Source organism: Pseudarthrobacter cremeus (assembly GCF_051857465.1).
Classification (GTDB): Bacteria; Actinomycetota; Actinomycetes; order Actinomycetales; family Micrococcaceae; genus Arthrobacter.
Genome location: NZ_JBPZHC010000004.1, coordinates 180,373 through 198,798, shown reverse-complemented (window position 1 = coordinate 198,798; position 18,426 = coordinate 180,373). Strand labels below are relative to the sequence as shown.

The 18,426-nt window shown below is 64.5% G+C and carries 20 protein-coding genes and 1 tRNA gene; 13 read left to right on the top strand and 8 right to left on the bottom strand.

Annotation, left to right across the window (positions count from 1 at the left end):
* Positions 1–19: 19 nt before the first annotated feature.
* The 3 genes from cpaB to ACS5PJ_RS09455 form a co-directional block, all read right to left on the bottom strand.
* Positions 20–763, bottom strand: a complete 744-nt coding sequence (cpaB, locus tag ACS5PJ_RS09465) for a Flp pilus assembly protein CpaB (RefSeq protein WP_439434652.1) — start codon at positions 761–763, stop codon at positions 20–22.
* A gap of 112 nt (positions 764–875) precedes the next feature.
* Complete coding sequence (locus tag ACS5PJ_RS09460) at positions 876–1,139, bottom strand: FmdB family zinc ribbon protein (protein WP_439434651.1); 264 nt, start codon at positions 1,137–1,139, stop codon at positions 876–878.
* Between the two features lie 133 nt (positions 1,140–1,272).
* A complete protein-coding gene (locus ACS5PJ_RS09455; protein WP_439434650.1) occupies positions 1,273–1,893 on the bottom strand; it encodes a 5-formyltetrahydrofolate cyclo-ligase in 621 nt (206 codons plus the stop codon).
* Positions 1,894–1,941: 48 nt separating this feature from the next.
* On the opposite strand from ACS5PJ_RS09455, the gene galU reads away from it, so the two are divergent.
* The 6 genes from galU (at position 1,942) to ACS5PJ_RS09425 (ending at position 7,095) form a co-directional block, all read left to right on the top strand.
* A complete protein-coding gene (gene galU, locus ACS5PJ_RS09450) occupies positions 1,942–2,847 on the top strand; it encodes a UTP--glucose-1-phosphate uridylyltransferase GalU (RefSeq protein ID WP_439434649.1) in 906 nt (301 codons plus the stop codon).
* A gap of 5 nt (positions 2,848–2,852) precedes the next feature.
* Positions 2,853–3,470: a GNAT family N-acetyltransferase gene (locus ACS5PJ_RS09445; RefSeq protein ID WP_439434648.1), complete on the top strand. Its 618-nt coding sequence runs from the start codon at positions 2,853–2,855 to the stop codon at positions 3,468–3,470.
* Between the two features lie 105 nt (positions 3,471–3,575).
* A complete protein-coding gene (locus ACS5PJ_RS09440) occupies positions 3,576–4,502 on the top strand; it encodes a hypothetical protein (RefSeq protein ID WP_439434647.1) in 927 nt (308 codons plus the stop codon).
* 88 nt (positions 4,503–4,590) lie between these two features.
* Positions 4,591–4,663 (top strand) — tRNA-Ala (locus ACS5PJ_RS09435).
* 138 nt (positions 4,664–4,801) lie between these two features.
* Positions 4,802–5,248 carry a hypothetical protein gene (locus ACS5PJ_RS09430; protein ID WP_439434646.1) on the top strand — a complete coding sequence of 149 codons (447 nt, stop codon included), beginning with the start codon at positions 4,802–4,804 and terminating at the stop codon, positions 5,246–5,248.
* 281 nt (positions 5,249–5,529) lie between these two features.
* On the top strand, positions 5,530–7,095 hold the full coding sequence (locus tag ACS5PJ_RS09425; RefSeq protein ID WP_439434645.1) for an ABC-F family ATP-binding cassette domain-containing protein: 1,566 nt from the start codon (positions 5,530–5,532) through the stop codon (positions 7,093–7,095).
* 5 nt (positions 7,096–7,100) lie between these two features.
* Here the strand turns inward: ACS5PJ_RS09425 and corA are convergent, their stop codons facing one another.
* From corA to ACS5PJ_RS09410, 3 genes are read right to left on the bottom strand one after another with little or no spacing between them, the layout of a single operon-like run.
* The gene (corA, locus tag ACS5PJ_RS09420) at positions 7,101–8,096 is read right to left on the bottom strand and encodes a magnesium/cobalt transporter CorA (protein ID WP_439434644.1); all 996 of its coding nucleotides are present in this window, start codon (positions 8,094–8,096) and stop codon (positions 7,101–7,103) included.
* Between the two features lies 1 nt (position 8,097).
* A complete protein-coding gene (locus ACS5PJ_RS09415; protein ID WP_439434643.1) occupies positions 8,098–8,523 on the bottom strand; it encodes a DUF1761 domain-containing protein in 426 nt (141 codons plus the stop codon).
* Between the two features lie 48 nt (positions 8,524–8,571).
* Positions 8,572–9,069, bottom strand: a complete 498-nt coding sequence (locus ACS5PJ_RS09410) for an Lrp/AsnC family transcriptional regulator (RefSeq protein ID WP_439434642.1) — start codon at positions 9,067–9,069, stop codon at positions 8,572–8,574.
* A 169-nt stretch (positions 9,070–9,238) separates the two neighbouring features.
* Here ACS5PJ_RS09410 and ACS5PJ_RS09405 point away from each other — a divergent pair, with 169 nt between their 5' ends.
* Positions 9,239–10,477 carry an MFS transporter gene (locus ACS5PJ_RS09405; RefSeq protein WP_439434641.1) on the top strand — a complete coding sequence of 413 codons (1,239 nt, stop codon included), beginning with the start codon at positions 9,239–9,241 and terminating at the stop codon, positions 10,475–10,477.
* A gap of 2 nt (positions 10,478–10,479) precedes the next feature.
* Here the strand turns inward: ACS5PJ_RS09405 and ACS5PJ_RS09400 are convergent, their stop codons facing one another.
* Both ACS5PJ_RS09400 and ACS5PJ_RS09395 read right to left on the bottom strand, forming a co-directional pair.
* Positions 10,480–10,983 carry an Lrp/AsnC family transcriptional regulator gene (locus ACS5PJ_RS09400; protein ID WP_439434640.1) on the bottom strand — a complete coding sequence of 168 codons (504 nt, stop codon included), beginning with the start codon at positions 10,981–10,983 and terminating at the stop codon, positions 10,480–10,482.
* Between the two features lie 117 nt (positions 10,984–11,100).
* Positions 11,101–12,339: an MFS transporter gene (locus tag ACS5PJ_RS09395; protein WP_439434639.1), complete on the bottom strand. Its 1,239-nt coding sequence runs from the start codon at positions 12,337–12,339 to the stop codon at positions 11,101–11,103.
* A 63-nt stretch (positions 12,340–12,402) separates the two neighbouring features.
* On the opposite strand from ACS5PJ_RS09395, the gene ACS5PJ_RS09390 reads away from it, so the two are divergent.
* The 6 genes from ACS5PJ_RS09390 (at position 12,403) to ACS5PJ_RS09365 (ending at position 18,381) form a co-directional block, all read left to right on the top strand.
* Entirely contained in the window at positions 12,403–13,350 is a 948-nt protein-coding gene (locus tag ACS5PJ_RS09390; RefSeq protein ID WP_439434638.1) for an N-acetylglucosamine kinase, read from the top strand.
* Positions 13,351–13,522: 172 nt separating this feature from the next.
* Positions 13,523–14,623 carry an ABC transporter ATP-binding protein gene (locus ACS5PJ_RS09385; RefSeq protein ID WP_439434637.1) on the top strand — a complete coding sequence of 367 codons (1,101 nt, stop codon included), beginning with the start codon at positions 13,523–13,525 and terminating at the stop codon, positions 14,621–14,623.
* Positions 14,623–15,333: an ABC transporter permease gene (locus ACS5PJ_RS09380; RefSeq protein ID WP_439434636.1), complete on the top strand. Its 711-nt coding sequence runs from the start codon at positions 14,623–14,625 to the stop codon at positions 15,331–15,333. The genes ACS5PJ_RS09385 and ACS5PJ_RS09380 overlap by 1 nt, the downstream gene beginning before the upstream one ends.
* The gene (locus ACS5PJ_RS09375) at positions 15,330–16,076 is read left to right on the top strand and encodes an ABC transporter permease (protein WP_439434635.1); all 747 of its coding nucleotides are present in this window, start codon (positions 15,330–15,332) and stop codon (positions 16,074–16,076) included. Before ACS5PJ_RS09380 ends, ACS5PJ_RS09375 begins: the two co-directional genes overlap by 4 nt.
* Positions 16,073–17,032 (top strand): ABC transporter substrate-binding protein, encoded by a 960-nt coding sequence (locus tag ACS5PJ_RS09370; RefSeq protein ID WP_439434634.1) that lies wholly within the window; start codon positions 16,073–16,075, stop codon positions 17,030–17,032. Before ACS5PJ_RS09375 ends, ACS5PJ_RS09370 begins: the two co-directional genes overlap by 4 nt.
* 128 nt (positions 17,033–17,160) lie before the next feature.
* Entirely contained in the window at positions 17,161–18,381 is a 1,221-nt protein-coding gene (locus ACS5PJ_RS09365; protein ID WP_439434633.1) for a pyridoxal phosphate-dependent aminotransferase, read from the top strand.
* Positions 18,382–18,426: the final 45 nt, after the last annotated feature.

Sequence of the window (18,426 nt, the reverse complement as noted above, 5' to 3'; positions counted from 1 at the left end):
CCGTTGATGCGGCCGCATCTCAAGGCCCCACCAGCACGAAGAACAGTTTTCCGTGGGTTGAGGCGCCCGCCAGGCGGGCGGACTGCTCCGGCGAAGCAGCCACCACAATCAGCCCTTCAGTTTCGCCGGTGCCGAGCCATTCCCCCGTTTTCCCGCCATGACCCGATGTCCACAGGACCGGAATGGCCGAGGCCAGTACCTCGGGAGGGGATTGTTGGTCGTAATTATTGGAGCCGGTCAGCACCACGTTGATCAACTGTCCCGGGGATAGCAGCTGGATGGAGGACGGGTCCGCCATCCGCAGGGGCACGGCGGCGGAGCCCGGGGGAGTTCCCGCCAGGAGTCCCGGCCCCAGCAGCTGCGAGTCGGCCAGCAGCTGGCCCTTACGCAACGGGGCTGCAAGCTGTTTGCCGGTCGCCTGGGTGCTTTCGGCGAGGGACCCGGCTGTCAACAGGCGCTCGGGGATCGGCGTTGCCACCAGATCGGCGGCTGCCAGCGCCGTGCCCGCGGGAAGATCACGTGCTGCGGCGAGGGCGGTCACGGTATCTGCAGGCGGGGGAGTGAGCTGGTGGACGGTTATTCCGGCGGCAAGGCAGAGCAGGAGAGCGATAGCCAGACGCCGGTTCCGGCTTAGCCAGGAGGAGAGCCGATGGCCACGCTGACGGCCTGCCCGGATCGACGGCGTCGGGCGCCGGGGCTGGCGCGGGGGCTGGCGCCCGTGCGGGGCTGATCCGCGGCTTCGATGGAAGAGGGTAACTGGCATGGAAACCACGCTACGTAGGCAGGACTAAGCCCAACAGACGCAAGGGTTCCTATGTGGACAACGGGGCTGCCGGGGTCGAACGCTGCATGGTGAAGAGCAGGAACGCGGGCTGTCAGCTCGCGGCAGCGGCGGCGGGTGCCGGTGCAGCTGCGGGCGCGGCCGGAGCAGCGGGTGCGGCAGAAACGGTGCTTCCCTTGGCATCCCGGGAGTCCGTGCGGTAGAAACCGGAGCCCTTGAACACCACGCCTACACTGTTGAACTTCTTGCGCAACGCTCCCTGGCACTCAGGGCAGGACGTCAGGGTGCTGTCCGTGAAGGACTGGAAAATATCGAAGGCATGGCCGCAATCCTTGCAGGCGTACGCATATGTGGGCACTGGTGATCCTCCTCTTGGACAAACGAGAGGTCCCGTGCTGCGTGGAGCGGAATCAACCGATCATTAGCAGTCGCAGGGCCTGACTGCTAATTCTAGCATCCCCGTCGTGGGCTTCCCGAAGGCAACCGCTATGTCAGGAGAGCGGAGCCAGGCGAACAAATCCTGACGGGGTCAGGGCAGCCGGAACCCGCTGGTCAAAGCCCTCCGCGGGAATGCTTCCGGCCGGCAACAGTTCTGAATCGAAGACGATGGCTGCCCTCGGGATTTCCAGCCCTTCAGCGGCCAGGGCGGCCAGCAGGACGTCGTAGTAACCTCCGCCCTGGCCTATCCGGTTGCCGCTTCGGTCCACCGCCGTTGCGGGAATGAAGAGCGCGGACACCGAGCCCATGACGTCCAGGCTGTGGCGCGGACCCGCGGGTTCCAGGACCGGCGCGAAACGGCTGCGGACAAACTCGACGGCGGGCGTCCAGTTCGCCCAACTGAGTCGCCTTGCCGGCTCGCAGACCGGCAGTAGAACGCTGTGGCCCTGCTGGTGGAGCGCCTGCAGCAATGACAACGTTGGCGGCTCCGGGACAACGCCCAGGTAGGCGCAGAACGTCGACGGCTTACCCTCCGTGAGCGTTGCCGCCCATACAGAGCCGTGGACGGCGAGGGCGGTGCCCGCCTCGTCGCGTTGGCCCGGGTCCATGGCGGCCCGGCGCTCGCGATGGCGTGCGCGGATGGCTTCCTTGGTTACGTTGCTGCCCTCGGACATACCGCTCCTAATTACTGAATGAATGGCCCCTGACGCTAGATTAGTCCAGTGACTACCACTCAGCAGACAGTACGCAAGGCCGTTATTCCTGCCGCCGGACTTGGCACCAGGTTCCTGCCTGCGACGAAGGCGATGCCCAAGGAAATGCTTCCGGTGGTGGACAAGCCTGCTATCCAGTACGTCGTCGAAGAGGCCGTCAAAGTCGGCCTGAACGACATCCTGATGATCACGGGCCGCAACAAGCGTGCCCTTGAGGACCACTTCGACCGCGTTCCCTCGCTGGAGGACACGCTGTCCGCCAAGGGGGACACGGCAAAGCTCGAGTCCATCCAGGCAGCCAGCAACCTCGGCGATATCCACTACGTTCGCCAGGGCGATCCCCATGGCCTCGGCCATGCGGTACTCCGCGCCAGGCAGCACGTCGGCCAGGAACCTTTTGCAGTGCTTCTCGGCGACGACCTCATCGACGCCCGGGACGAGCTCCTGAGCACCATGATCGAAGTCCAGGCCAAGACCGGCGGATCCGTGGTCGCCCTGATCGAGGTGGAGCCCGCCCAGATCAGCGCCTATGGCTGTGCCGACGTCGAGCAGATCGACGGCGAAGATTACGTCAGGATCAACAAACTAGTCGAAAAGCCCGAGGTGGACGAGGCGCCGTCGAACCTTGCGGTCATTGGCCGTTATGTGCTGCACCCGGCCGTTTTCGATGTCCTGGAACGGACCGGCCCAGGCCGCGGCGGAGAGATCCAGCTGACCGACGCGCTGCAGGAACTCGCCGCCGGCGACGGTGAAGGCTACGGCGTCTACGGTGTGGTCTTCCGAGGCCGCCGGTACGATACCGGTGACAAACTCAGCTACCTCAAGGCCTGCGTCCAGCTCGCCATTGACAGCGATGACCTCGGCCCCGGACTGCGGGAGTGGCTGCCGGGCTTCACCGCCGGCCTCACTAAGTAACTGCCGTGCGTCCCGGACCCATCTGGCCGGTAACGCTGGAGTGCGGCGACCTGTTCCTGCGCCCCATCCGGTACCGGGATAAAAAGGAATGGACGCAGGTGCGGGCGCGCAACAACGAATGGCTGGCGCCCTGGGAGGCCTCGAATCCGATACCCGGCGGCGGCCTGCCCGATTACCGGCAAATGGTGCGGTCCCTGAAGGCCCAGGCAGCGCAAGGGACTGCCCTGCCCTTCCTCATCACAGAACGTACACCTACCTTGGCTGCACCGGTCATCGTGGGCCAGCTGACGGTGTCCTCGATTGTTTGGGGCTCGGCCATGATGGCAACGCTGGGTTACTGGGTTGACCAGGGGCGGGCAGGCCATGGCATCGCGCCAACGGCCGTGGCGATGGCCACGGACCATTGCTTCCAGGCCCTCGGTCTCCACCGGATGGAGATCAACATCCGTCCCGAGAACGGCCCCAGCCTGCGGGTTGTGGAGAAACTCGGTTTCCGCGACGAGGGATATCGGCCGCGTTATCTTCATATCAACGGTGAGTGGGCCGACCACCGGTCGTTTGCCCTGACGGCGGAGGAAGTTCCGGAAGGCCTGCTGACCCGGTGGCTTGCGTCCCGGACCTGAGACCACGGGCTGCTGCGGACATATCTCCATTCATTTACCACGTTACTGGCGACACACCGGGGCTAATGCGGGAGCGGCCTACGTAATGCTCATACGGTTTTAAATGTGGACTTTCCCCTCAGCAGCTCAGTGATCCTTGTGGTTGCCGTCGTGCTCTGGATTGTGTGGGTCGCACCGTACATCCTTCGTACCCGCCGGCAGCCGGTCCAGGCCGCTGCCGACTACCTGGCGGAAGTGCCAGCCTTTGAATCGGACCCGCGAGCCGGGAAGGTACTCAACGTCACCGCCCAGCAGGAGAACGCCATGGAGATCAGGAAGACCCCCGAAACGGCAACGGAACCGTCCGGCAATGCGAAGCCGGGTGAGTTCCGGATCCGCTATGGCAGAACAGGCATTGCGCTCGTCGCCGTCGCTGCGCTGTTGACTGCATTCGTTTCCGGCCTTCTCCTGATCTTTGGACTCGGTTCGGCCATACTTCCGCTCTCCTGCGTCGCGATCACAGTTTCAGCCCTGGTCCTCCTGCGGTTTTTGGCTGTTCGGGACCGCAAGGCCAGGCTGAATGCCGCATTTCGTGCGGCCATGAGTGCTCCCCAGCGCCGTCAGGGTCCCGCCTCACCGGCCGCCGCAGTCCAGGGCCCGGCTGCGGTACAGCGGGAGAGCCGGCTTTTCGACGCAGAGGCACACCAACCGGCTCCGAAGCCGTTGACGGCGGTAGAGCTTCGCGCAGCTGCTCTTGCCGTGGCGGTCGCAGCCGGTGACACAAGCGCCACGGCCGCACCCCAGACGGCGCCCGCTGACACTACCTGGGAACCGGTGGACGTTCCGAAGCCCGTGTACGTTGAGGCGGCAAAGGCGGAGCGTCCCGCTCCTGCGCCCCTTGACCTTCCCGAGGCGCCCAAGGCAGCCGGCAAGCCGTCCCTGAAGCAGGGGACCCCCGTTGCGGCTCCTGAGGCTGCTCCGGCGAGGCCACTCACCAAGGCCCAGAGCGCGTTGAGCAATCTCGACGACGTCCTGCAGCGCCGCCGCGCCTGATTGGCAATACGCCTGATTGGCAATGCGCCGGGAAAATTTGTAGCCTAAGGACACCGGTGCCGCAGTCTTCGTAAATGCAGACTGTTCCGGGGCTATAGCTCAGTTGGTAGAGCGCTTCGTTCGCATCGAAGAGGTCAGGAGTTCGAATCTCCTTAGCTCCACAGATTTTGGGGTTTGACGCTTACGGGACCCACCGTATGGACACTTCGGGCCCTCCCGATCAACGGCTACTTCGCCGCGTCAGGCATGGAAATCACCTTTGATGCCTCCCAGTCCATCGGCGCTGTCAGCAAGTACGAGTGGGACCTCGACGGCGACGGCACCTACAACACGAGCACCTCCGGCCGGTCCTCAAGCACATCTATACCACCGAGTTCGATGGGGAAATGGTCCTGCGGGTCTCCAACCCGATCGGAAACACCCATGTGCTCAAAACCCCTGTCCACATCAGCACAACCCCCTTCCGCCAGCAGCTGGCGCCCCCTGCCAACGTCCAGGCAGCGGCCCTCTCCACAGTGAACGGGATCAGCGAAATCAAGGTGACCTGGGAATCCGATGACCCGGCAGCCGACTCCTGGGCGATCGCCGTCAACGGCTTTCCGATCGGCCGGACAGAAAAGGCGGCCCGCTCCATCACCGTCACCGACATCCAGCGGAAAGAGGACGTCCTGGTGGAGGTCTTCGGAGTCACCGCAGACATGTCCGTTGGCCTGCGGGCCGGGACCACGCTGCCGGCCGCGAGGTAGCAGGGCAACAGAAAACCTGCCGGCACAAATGGCGGCCCGGTTGCGTGATCTGCAGCCAGGATCCCGCCGCGGACTTCCCCAGCCGGGCCCGTCTTTTGCGCGGCTCTTTCCCGAAGCTCTGGTCCGGTAAAAACGGCGGCCACGCGTTTCATGAGAGAGTATGAAGCGGCCGTACCCTGGCTTCGCCTCAACGCGGTCAGCGGTCATTCCACAAACCTCCTCAAGCGTTACCACTGGATTGGACAGTATCAATGAGTTTGATCCGGCTGAATGACGTGAGCATGAGCTTCGACAAAACACAGGTACTCCGTGAAGCTTTCTTCAAGCTGGAAGCCGGAGACCGGGTGGGCCTGATCGGGAAAAACGGGTCGGGCAAGTCGACCATCCTCGAACTGATCCAGGGCAGGGTGGTTCCTGACACGGGGAGCGTGGCCGTGGAGCTGGGGACCAAAACCGCCTACTTCTCCCAGTTTTCAGAGCTGAACGGCGCATCCAGCATCTCCGAGGTCCTGACAGGGCTCTTCGCTCACGTCCAGGAGATCGAAGCCGAACTGGCCGGGATCGATGAAGAGATAGCAGCCGATTCCGCCAACGCAACCCGCCTGGATGAGCTGATCCACCGCCAGTCCGAGCTCTTCGAAGCCATGGACAGGCTCGACGGCTGGGACTACCCGCGCACCATCGACAAAGTGCTGACCACCCTGGGATTCAGCGGCCACCACCGCACCTGCGCCATTGACGAACTCTCGGGCGGCTGGCGGAACCGGGCGGCCCTGGCGAAGATCCTCCTCGAAGCCCCGGACGTCCTGCTGCTTGATGAGCCCACGAACTACCTTGACGTGGCCGGCGTCGAATGGCTCGAAGGCTGGTTCCGGACGTTCAAGGGTGCCGCGATCATCGTCTCCCACGACCGGAAGTTCCTGGACGCCGTCGTCACCCGGATCATCGAGGTGGAAAACTTCCACCTGCATGAGTATCCGGGCAACTTCGCCGAGTACGTGGTGGCGAAGCAGTTCAGGCTCAAGAGCCTGGAGAGCCAGTTTGTGCACGAGTCGGAGCTCCTCGCCTTCGAGGCCGAGGGCATCTCTGACCGCCGCGAGGCTGCCAAAGCGGCCGGTAAGGGGCTCGCCAACCAGCTGGCCAGGATCAAGAAATCACGGGCGCCCCGGCCGGTGGACCAGATCATCACCGAGATCTACGGCGGTCTGTACGTCAAGGATGTTCTGTGCCGGGTCGAATCACTGACCAAGGCCTACGGCGGCCGGACGCTGTTCAGCGGCCTCAGCTTTGAGATCGGCAGAGGCAACAGGATCGCGGTCATCGGTGCCAACGGCAGCGGTAAGACCACGCTGCTCCGTGCGCTCACGGGTGAGGAGCCGGCTGATTCCGGCACGGTTGCCTGGGCGAAGGGGGCGCGAATGGTCTCCTACAACCAGGTCCTTGAAGAACTGGACGACGACGATACTGTCACCCATGCGGTCAATGCGATGCCGGACAGCCTGGCACTGACTGCGACGAAGAAATCGGTCAACAGGTTCCTGGCGATGTTCCAGTTCTCCGAGGCTGATCTCAAGCAGCGGATCGGCAACCTCTCCGGGGGCCAGCGCTCCCGGGTGGCCATGGCGCAGTGCCTGCTTTCGGGCGCCTCGGTGCTCCTGCTGGATGAACCGACCAACCATCTTGACCTCTCCAGCACCCAGGTCATGGAACGGGCCCTGCTGCATTTCCCGGGGGCGGTGGTGGTGGTCAGCCACGACCGCTTCTTCACAGACAAGATCGCCAACCGCCGGCTCGTATTCACCCCTGAGGACCCCGCCCGGGGCAACGTCGAGCTCCTGGTCGCCTGAGCGCCCTACAGCCAGTCCTTCCTTCTGAAGATGGCGTGCATCAGGGCCGCCGTGGCTGCCATCAGCGCAATGGCCATGGGGTAGCCCAGGGCCCAGTGAAGTTCGGGCATATGGTCAAAGTTCATTCCGTAAACCCCTGCCACGAACGAGGGGGCAAAGAAGATCGCGGCCCATGAGGAGATCTTCTTGACCTGTTCGTTCTGCTCGGCGCTGGCCTCATTCTGCCGGTTGGCGGTCAGTGTGCCGTCGAGCGTCAGGGCGTTCTGCAGGAGATCCCGGAACGAATCGGCGCGCGAAATCACCCGCTCCACGTGATCCTCCACGTCCCGCAGGTTGTGCTGCAGCTCGGTGCTCACGCCGTACTTCTCGAAGCCCCTCCGCAGCTGCTGCATCATTTCGGGCAGCGGATGGATGGCGCGCTGGAACTGGATGACTTCACGGGCGAGTTCGTAGATGCGGCGGGACACAGTCGTGTCGCCGCTGAACAGCTGGTCCTCGATCTCGTCGATGTCGTTCTCGAGGCCTGCCACCACCGGGGCGTAGTCGTCCACCACAAGATCCAGCAGGGCGTACAGGACGGCTTCGGGGCCGTGCCGGAGCAGCTCAGGGCGGTCCTCGAGGCGGCGCCTGACGCGCCCGACCCCGGACATTTCCGCATGCCGGATAGTGATGACGAAGTTCCGGCCGGTGAAGATGTGCAGCTCGCCGAACTCCACGGTCTCAGTGACATCCAGGTAGCGCGCGGGGCGGAGCACCGTGAAAAGGTGCTCCTCGTAGCGCTCAAGCTTCGGGCGCTGGTGCGCCGAGATGGCGTCCTCGACGGCCAGGTTGTGAAGCCCGAATTCGCTGGCGACGGCGGCCATTTCCGCGTGCGTGGGCCGGTACAGTCCAATCCAGGCCATGCCCCCGTGGTGGGCAAGGGTTTCGAACGTCTGTTCCAGGTTCTGCGGTTCCGCCGTGCGGACGCCGTCCACATAGACGGCATTATCGATGATCGTCACGTCAGGACATTGCCCCGATGATGGCGCCGGACACCGTCATCGCCAGAAGGTCATGGCCGGAGTCGATCAGTGTGACGGCTGCGGGACGTCCTGCGAAACCGTTGTGGATGACGTGGCCGCCAGCACGGAACACCAGTCCCAGCACCAGAGCGAACCAGCCACCTGCCACCGCGTTGTCCAGGCCCAGCTTGCTGATCAGGACCGCCAGCAGGACGGCCGTCAGGGCGGCAGCTACCATCATGGGCACCCAGATTCCGGCGCCGCCACTGATGTTCTTGAGGTCCTCCTGGGTTTTTCCGATGGCGGCCATCCACCGGTTGCCCAGAACGGCGGGCATGTACCAGGCAAAGCCGATGGCCATGCTGGCAATAAATGCCAGCGCCACGGCCAGCCAGTTGATCTGAGAAATGTGTGAAAGCCAGTCCATCTTCGAATCCTAACCGGCTCCCGACGGTGCCCGGCCGTGCCCCGGACTTTACCGGGGCCGTGTTGCGTTGCCGGCACCGGCCTGCGCGAGACGGCTGATCAGGGGTTCGGTCCGGTAGGGAATATGGGTGTGCAGGGCCAGCACTGTTTCGGTCCGGATGACCCCCTTGATCCTCAGGACCTGGCGGAGGGCTGACTGCAGATTGTGGGTGTCGGTGGCGGCCACGCGGCACCAGACGTCGCCGCGGCCGGAAATTTCGTGGACCTCCAGGACCTGGGGGAGCAGCCGCAGTGCCCCCACTACCCCGTCCAGTTCGCGATGGGTCACCTCGATGGTGACGAAGGCGACGACGTCGAACCCCACCGAGGCAAGATCAACTTCGCGCCCGCCGTTTTGGAGCACCCCGGCGCGGAGCAGGCGGCGGACACGGGACTGCGCCGTGTTTCGCGCGATCCCCAGATGCTCGCTGAGCTCACCGATCTGGACACGGGGATCCCGGATGAGTTCGAGCAGGATCTTCAGGTCGGTGGGGTCAAGATTATTCAAACTGTCACTTTCAGTTACTGATGGCGTGCGGGATTGAGTATTTTGCTCAATTATGCCATCAACAGCCGCCGGATAAGGCAGTAACGGGTCATTCTTTAGGTATCCACGTTCAACCCCGGGGCGGCTCCCACAAGGACCTCCCGCCCCGATCAGCACCGAGGCAGCGCCAATGACAGTCTTCAGCGAGCTCCGCATGCGTCCGGCCGCCGTGCGCCGGGGCTGGGACGCCTCCACCACTGCCCGGCTGGTGATGGCGGGCACTGTCATTTTCACGCTGCTGGTGGGGGCGAACCTGGCAACGCCCCTGTATCCGCTGCTCCAGGCGAACCTGGGCCTCTCCGCGCTCGGCGTCACGGCAGCCTTTGCCAGCTACGTCCTGGCTTTGGTGGCCACGCTGATGCTTGCCGGCCACTGGTCGGACCACATCGGCCGGCGGGCGGCGCTTATTCTTGCCGTCCTCGCCGGGCTGGTGGGTGGGTGGATTTTTTCGCAGGCGGATAACCTGGTGTCGCTTTCAGCCGGCCGTGCGCTGCAGGGGGTGGCCGTGGCGCTTGCCACCGGCGCAAGCGCGGCGGCGCTGCGCGAACTGCTGCCGTCCCGCCCGGAGTGGGCCTCACGTTTCACCCTGCTGGCGACGTCGGGAGGCGTGGCCGCCGGCCCGTTTATCGGCGGCGTGCTGTCCATGCTGCCGGGCCCCACCACCGCTCCCTATTACCTGCACTCACTGGTGCTGGCGGGGCTGCTTGTTCCCCTTTATCTGCTCCAGGCGCGACCTGCCATCAAGCCGCCCGCCGAAGGGCGGCCGCTTCGGGTCCTGGCTCCGCGCCGGCCTTCAGTCTCTGCCTCGGCGAGGGGTGCCTTCTGGCTGGCGGCCGCCGTCGGGTTCCTCAGCTTCGCAGTGTTTGGATTTTGCCTGTCCCTTGCCCCGGGGTACTTCGCCCAGATAATCCAGACGGACTCCCGCCCGCTGATCGGAGCCTTGGCGGGGATGACGCTTGGCGCTTCGGCCATGAGTCAGTTGCTCTCTGTCCGCGGCCGCTTTGTGGTCCCGGCCGGGCTGGCCGTGCTGGGAGTCTCCGTGCTGCTTCTGGCAGCCGCGGCTGCCTGGAGCAGTCTGCTGTTGCTGGCCCTCGCCAGCGTGTGCGCGGGGCTGGGCCAGGGTGTCGCATTCAGGATGGTTTTCAATGATGTGGCCGCAAAAGTCGAATCGCCGCAGCACGCCCAGATTGTCAGCACCGTCTACGTCATCACCTACCTGGGAAGCGCCGTACCGGTAATCGGGCTGGGCTGGGCAACGGCGGCCTTCGGCCTGGGTACGGCGGTAACCGGGTTCGTGATCCTGTGCAGCGCGGCCGCCATGGTGCTGGCGGCCTTGACGCTCAGGACGGCTCTGCGCCCTGCCCGGTAGCCTTAGTCCGGCAGCGGACCGTGGTTCCCCTGGATGTGGTCAAAGACCAGGGTGGTTTCGGTGTGCCCTACCACCGGGTCCGTCGCGAGGTTATCCAGCACCCAGTCCCTCAGGTCCTCAGTGGTCGCGACAGCAATATGCAGCAGGTAGTCCACGGAACCGGAAGTGTGGAACGTGGACAGGACCGCGGGCAGGTGCGGGACGCGGGCCGTGAACCGGTCGATTTGATCCCGGTCATGGGCCCGCAGCCGGACGGCGACCAGCGCCTGGACAGAACGGCCTATTGCGGACAGGCTGAGTTTCGCCTCGAAACCCTGGACGATGCCACGTTCGGATAAGGCGCGGGTCCGCATGAGTGCCGTTGACGGAGCGATGCCCACCAGTTCCGCCAACTGCTTGTTGGAGATCCGGGCGTCGTCCACCAACGCTGCGAGGAGCCTCTCATCAATGGCATCCAGCGGTTCGAATTGGCTGCCCGGCCTGATGTTTTTGGCGTTGCTGCTCACAGAATCTCCTCATACGTCTTTCAGTTCATCCTAGACTCCAGTTTCCGGTCCATCACGCCCTAATTCGGGGGTTCCCCGAATAATCAGCTGTCAACCGCGGATTGGGTGTCGGAAAGTTCAATGCTCCGGCTGCCGGTGTACGACGGCGACTGTAGCCGCCGTGAGGGCGGCCAGGACCATGATTGACACGGCGAGCGCCGTCCACCCCAACGACTGGAACACCAGGCCGCCCGCCCAACCGATGACACTCGAGCCGAGGTAATACGCCAGGTTGTAGAGCGAGGATGCCTGGGCGCGGCCGGTGGTGGCAATGCTGCCCGTCCAGCCGGCGCCGATGCTGTGCGCTGCGAAGAAGCCACCCGTGAACACCACGAGGCCGGCCAGAATCATGGTCAGTACCTGAGTCAGCGTCAGTGCCAGCCCCGCGATCATGAGCACGATGCCCGCCAGCAGGATGTTCCGACGGCCAAAACGCACTGTCAGCCCGCCGGCCCAGCGGGAAGAGAAGGTACCCGAAAGGTACGCGAGGAAGATCAGGCTGATCAGGGTGCCTGGCAGCGTAAAAGGCTCCGCAGACAACCGGAAACCCAGGTAGTTGTAGACCGCCACAAAGCCGCCCATCATCAGGAACGCCTGCACGTAGAGTGCCAGCAGCCGGGCGTTGCGTACGTGCCCGCCCAGGGTAACGAGCGCGCCGCGCAGGCCCGCGGCCTGGGCGGGAGTGAACCCCTTTGCCCTGGGTATCAGGACCAGGAAGAGCACTGCGGCCAGAGTTGCCAGCAGCGACACGCTGAGGGCGGCCGCCCGCCAGCCCCACAGTTCTCCGACCGGCCCCGCCACCAGCCGGCCGGCCAGTCCGCCCAGCGTTGTGCCGGCGACGTAGCTGCCGGCAGCCATCGCTGCGTGGGCCCTGTTCACTTCCTCGTTCAGGTAGGCGATCGCGATCGCCGGTATCCCGCCCAGTGCCATGCCCTCCAGGAGCCGAAGGGCGAGCAGCATGCCGAAGCTCGTGGCCAGAGGCACCAGGAGGCCCAGAAAGGTTGCGGCGCAGATGCCGATTGCCATGGCCCTGACCCGGCCGATCCTGTCGGCCAGGAACGACCAGGGGATCACCGTGATGGCCAGGCCCACGGTGGCCAGCGAAATGGTCAGCGCCGCGTCCGCCGCGCTGACGTGCTGGTCGGCGGCCATGATGGGCAGCACGGCCTGGGTGGAGTAGAGCTGGGCAAACGTGGCTACGCCGGCGAAAGCCAGCCCCGCCAGGATCTTGCCGTAGGCGGCAGAGCCCTTGGGATGCCCGTCCCAGGCCGTCCGGCTCGGCGCGGGGCGGACTGGCGGCGTGGCATCTTGTGGCATGGTTCCAGCCTAGACTTTCCAAATGTTCCCGCCGTTCGCGCGCCGCTTCAGTAGGCTGGGTCGGTGACTGACTCCGAGCACCCCCAGACCCCACGTCCCACTGCTGCTCCCGGCCCGCTTGCCGGTGTCATTATCGGCCTGGACATTGGCGGCACGAAGACCCGCGGCGTTCGCTTCGAGGACGGAGTTGCGGTGGCTGACCAGTCGGCCGGCAGCTCCAATGTCCAGAACGTCAGTCGCGAAGAGGCTGCGCTTAACCTTGCGGACCTGTTTGCCCGGATCGGCGGAGGCCAGGTGTCCCACGTTTACGCGGGTGCCGGTGGAATAGATACCGACGACGACGCCGCCGCCCTCGCGGCGCTGATCGAACCCCATGTTCCCGGGGCGAAGATTACTGTGGTCCACGATTCCCGGTTGTTGCTCGCCGCGGGGGGTGCCGCCACCGGCGTCGCCGTCATTGCCGGAACGGGCTCTGCGGCCTGGGGCAGGAATTCAGCGGGCGAAGAGGCCCGGGCCGGTGGCTGGGGATACCTGCTGGGGGATGAAGGCAGCGGATACTGGCTGGGGCGTGAGGCAGTCCGGCACAGCCTGCGCCGGATGAACCAGGGACTCCCCGTCGATGATCTGACCACGGCCCTGCTGGCCTCTTGCGGAGTAGACCATCCGAACCGGCTGATTGCGCTTTTCCACTCCCCGGAGACCGGCCGCCGGTACTGGGCCCAGCAGGCCCGACTGGTGGTTGACGCTGCCGCGGCCGGCCACGCCGTGAGCCGGGAGCTTCTCGATCAGGCCGGCAAGGACCTCGCAGACCTGGCCGGGCAGTCTCTCCGGAGGCTCGGAATCGACGGACCCGTGATTCTGGGCAGCGGGCTGGGCATGAACGTCGTCCCGCTCCAGGAGGCGTTCCGGAGGTACTTGGCGGCCGCCGGCATCACCGATGTCCGGGTCCTGGACCGGGATCCCGTATTTGGCGTCCTGAAGCTTGTGGCGGACCGGCCCGAGTCCGGGTGACCCATCCGGACGGTCCGGGCTGACGAATGATTACAGTAGGGCTTCTCTTGCCCGGATTGCCTTCAGTACTGGTTACGCTGGGAACGGATTGCGTTACCGTAAATATCAGTGTGCTGATGACCAGCTTTCCCCACTGTCCGATGCCATCCAACAGAACGGGTAAGTCCGCAGAATGGACCAGGCCATGATTGAGTTCCAGAGCGTCACCAAGCAGTACCAAGGCGGGCATCCGGCCGTGGACCAGCTCACCATGTCCGTTGACAAGGGATCGATCACCGTCTTCGTGGGGCCTTCCGGGTGTGGAAAGACCACCTCGCTGCGGATGATCAACCGGATGGTGGAACCCACATCGGGCGTAATTACGGTGGACGGGCGGGACGTGACCAGCGTTCCCGCTGCGGAACTGCGACGTTCCATGGGGTACGTGATGCAGTCCTCAGGCCTGATGCCGCACCGCTCCGTGCTGGACAACATCGCCACGGTCCCGCGCCTCAACGGCGTGTCCAGGACCGAAGCCCGTAAGCGTGCCGAAGAACTGCTCGACGTCGTCGGGCTGGCATCGGCGCTGGGCAAGCGCTACCCCGCCCAACTCTCGGGCGGTCAGCAGCAGCGAGTAGGTGTTGCCCGGGCGCTCGCAGCCGATCCGCCCATTCTGCTGATGGATGAGCCGTTCAGCGCCGTGGATCCGGTAGTCCGCGACGAACTGCAGCAGGAGCTGCTGAGGCTGCAGAAAGACCTCGCGAAAACCATAGTTTTCGTCACCCATGATATTGACGAAGCCACTGTGCTGGGGGACAAGGTGGCCGTATTTGCCGTGGGCGGCAAACTGGCCCAGTACGCCACTCCCGAGGAGATCCTGCGCGCCCCGGCCAACGACTTTGTGGCAGCCTTTGTTGGACGGGACCGAGGGTTCCGCCATCTGGGATTCACGGCTTCCGAGGGCGTGACGATCCACCCGGTGCCCTCGCTTGTTTTTGATGGTGGACAGTTCGCCGGGGACCCCGCGGCCGTGACGGGCTGGCAGCTTGTTGTCGATCCGGACATGCACCCGCTGGGCTGGGCAAGGCCTGGGACGGACACCGAACTGATCCCCGGGGGCTCGCTGTTCCGCCAGGGCGAGAGCCTGCGGCGGGCACTTGATGCAGCTCTGTCCTCGCCTTCCGGCCAGGGCGTGGCCATTGACGGTGAAGGCCGGGTTCTGGGCACCGTCAGGTCGCAGGAAGTCCTTGCCGTTATTGAGGATGCCCGCCAGGTACGGCAGGCTGCCCTCTGATGGATTGGTTCCTGTCCAACAGCGGGACGGTCCTTGAGCGGGCCGGGCAGCATCTGGTGCTGGCCCTTATCCCCATGGTGCTGGGGCTCCTGATTTCCCTGCCGCTGGCCCAGTTCGCGCGGATGAACGGGACACTGCGTTCGGTGGTGCTGACGGCAAGCTCGCTGCTCTACACCGTCCCGTCGCTGGCACTCTTCATCATCCTTCCGCCGCTCCTCGGTACCCGGATCCTTGATCCGCTGAACGTTATTGTGGCCCTGACGCTCTACGCTGTCGCCCTCCTGGTGCGGGCCGCGCTGGATGCTTTCGACTCCGTTGACGAAGACCTGCGCCAGGCCGCAGTGGCCATGGGCTACAAACCGTGGCGCCGCTTTTTCGACATCGACCTGCCGCTGTCGCTGCCGGTGATGTTCGCCGGACTCCGGGTTGTCTCCGTCAGCAACATCTCCCTCGTCAGCGTCGCGGCCCTCCTTGGGGTCGGCAACCTCGGGATGCTGTTCACGGACGGGCTCCAGCGCAACTTCGTCACGGAAGTGGTGGTGGGGATCGTCGCCATCCTGGTGCTCGCGCTGGTCATGGACGGGGTCCTGGTCCTGCTCGAAAGGCTGCTGACCCCGTGGACACGTGCCGTCAAGGCATCCGGCCCGTCAGCGTCTGCCGCTGCCGGCTACGTAGCTGATGCCCGTGTACATGCAGGGGCCGGCCCATGAGCAATATCTTCGTGGACACCTTCTCCTGGATCGCCGATCCCCTCCATTGGACCGGCAGTTCCGGCATCCCTGCCCGGCTGTTGGAGCACATCCAGTACAGCGGACTGGTGCTGGTCATTGCAGCTGCCATCGCAGTACCCGTGGGGCTCTACATCGGGCACACAGGGCGCGGGCGCGTCGTAGCTGTTGCTGTGGCGGGTGCGCTGCGTGCCCTTCCCACCCTTGGCCTGCTGGTCCTCTTTGCCCTGCTGGCGGGGAGCGGGCTCATGCCGCCGGTGTGGGCGCTGGTGATCCTCACGGTCCCGCCCCTCCTGGCCGGAACATATGCCGGGATCTCCAGCGTGGACCGGACAGTGGTGGACGCTGCCCGCGCCATGGGAATGACTGAGCTGCAGATTCTGTTCCAGGTGGAGTTGCCCAACGGGCTCCAGGTGATGTTCGGCGGCATCCGGACGGCCGTGCTCCAGGTGATTGCCACCGTGTCAGTAGTTGCTTATCTTCCGCTGGGTGGGTTGGGCCGCTATCTGTTCGATGGTCTGGTCCTCCAGGACTTCCCCCGCATGCTTGCCGGTTCAGTGCTTATCGCCGGACTGGCCATCGTTGTTGACCTCGTCCTTGCCGGAGCGCAAAGAGTCCTTCTTTCGCCCGGCTTATCAACTGATTCCCGCGGTGGCCAGCAGGCCGCCGCTGATCTCCCAGCTGCCGCGCCTGCGCCAGCTGCTGTTCAAGGAGGTACCCCATGAAAGAAAACGTCCGCAACAACCTCACCCGCCGGGGACTGGCCGGCCTGGCTGCCGGCGTCGGCCTGGCCGTGGCGCTCACCGCGTGCGCGGGCGGCAATCCGCTGTCGACGGCCACCACCAGCGCCGGAGGTGGGGGCACGGCCGGCGGTTCGCTGGTGGTGGGCTCGGCTGACTTCCCCGAGAGCCAGATCGTGGCTGAAATCTATGCCGGTGCCCTGACGGCCGCCGGCGTCACCGCCACCACCAAGCCGAACATCGGTGCCCGCGAGATCTACTTCAAGGCCGTACAGGACGGTTCCGTGGATCTGGTTCCGGATTACTCTGGCAATCTGCTCTCGCACGTGGACAAGGAAGCCGCCGAGGTCTCGGCCGAGGACATCTACAAGGCACTGCCGGGGAAACTGCCCCAGGGCGTGGCGGTCCTGGAGGCGTCGAAGGCCGAATCCAAGGACGCCATGGTGGTCACCAAGGCCACTGCGGAGAAGTACAAGCTGAAGTCCATTGAGGACCTCGCCAAGGTCTGCAAGGACCTGACCATGGCGGCGCCGGCGACGTTCGAAACCCGCGCTTACGGTTTCCCGGGCCTGAAGGCGAACTACGGTTGCGAACTGAAGGCCCTGAAGCCGTTCAGCGACGGCGGCGGCAACCTGACGCTGCAGGCACTCCTCACGGACGAGGTGCAGGTGGCGGACATCTACACCACCACCCCGTCGATCGCGGACAATGACCTTGTGGTGCTGGAGGACCCCAAGAACAACTTCAAGGCCCAGCAGGTCCTGCCGTTGTACAACACGGCGAAAATGACCGACAAGGCCAAAGAGGCTCTGAATAACGTCTCGCGGATGCTCACCACAGAGGACCTCGTGAACCTGAACCGCGCGGTGAGCGGCAGCCAGAAGCAAAACGCCAAAGACGCCGCGGCGTCGTGGCTGAAGGACAAGGGCATCGTCAAGTAGGACGCGCCTGCGGGCTGAAACATGACTACGACGGCGGCTGCCGCACCCACGCAGGGTGCGGCAGCCGCCGTCGTTCGTGTGTCTCACGTCTCAACGGAAGTACATCCTTCCTGTGGCATATTTGATGGATGGCAGAATTCAGGCAGTCCACCAAGCTCCACAACGTCCTTTACGACATCCGTGGACCGATTCTTCAGGCCGCCCAGCAGATGGAGGCTGAGGGTCATCGCATCCTCAAACTGAACATCGGAAACCCCGCACCGTTCGGATTTGAAGCGCCTGACGCCATCCTCGTGGACATGATCCGCCACCTGCCCCACGCCCAGGGCTACAGCGACTCCCGCGGCATTTTCTCCGCGCGCACCGCCGTCTCGCAGTACTACCAGACCCGTGGGATCCAGAACATCCACGTTGACGATATTTATCTCGGCAACGGTGTCAGCGAACTCATCACCATGTCCCTCATGGCATTGCTGAACGACGGCGACGAAGTGCTGATCCCGACCCCCGACTACCCGCTGTGGACCGCGTCGGTGGCACTCGCGAGCGGCAAGCCGGTCCACTACCTGTGCGATGAGGAATCCGGTTGGCAGCCGGACCTTGAAGACCTCGAAGCCAAGATCACGCCCCGGACCAAGGGCATCGTGGTCATTAATCCGAACAACCCCACGGGAGCTGTGTACCCGGAGGACACGCTGCGGAAGATTGTGGCACTGGCCGAGAAGCACGGGCTGGTGATCTTTGCCGACGAGATCTACGAGAAGATCCTGTATGAAGACGCGGTGCACATCAACCTGGCTGCCCTGACCGGTGACGACGTCCTGTGCCTCACCTTCAGCGGGCTGTCGAAGGCCTACCGGGTCTGCGGCTACCGGGCGGGGTGGATGGCCATTTCGGGGCCCAAAAAAGACGCCGCTGACTACCTTGAGGGCATCAGCCTGCTGGCAAACATGCGGTTGTGCGCAAACGTCCCTGCCCAGCACGCAATCCAGACGGCGCTCGGCGGCTACCAGAGCATCAACGATCTCATCCTGCCCGGAGGCCGTCTGCTCGAGCAGCGCAACAAGGCCTACGACATGCTCAACGCCATCCCCGGTGTCAGCACACAGCAGGCCCGGGGCGCCATGTACCTCTTCCCGAAACTTGATCCCGAGGTGTTCCACATCCGCGACGACGAAAAGTTCGTCCTGGACCTGCTGCGGGAGCAAAAGATCCTGGTCTCGCATGGCCGGGCCTTCAACTGGGTCCGCCCCGACCACTTCCGGATGGTCACCCTGCCCTTGGTCAAGGACCTCGAAGAGGCAATCAACCGCATGGCGGACTTCCTGAGCAGGTACAAAGGGAACTAGCCTAGGTTCCACGTGTCCATAGGCACGTGGAACCTTGGGAAAGGA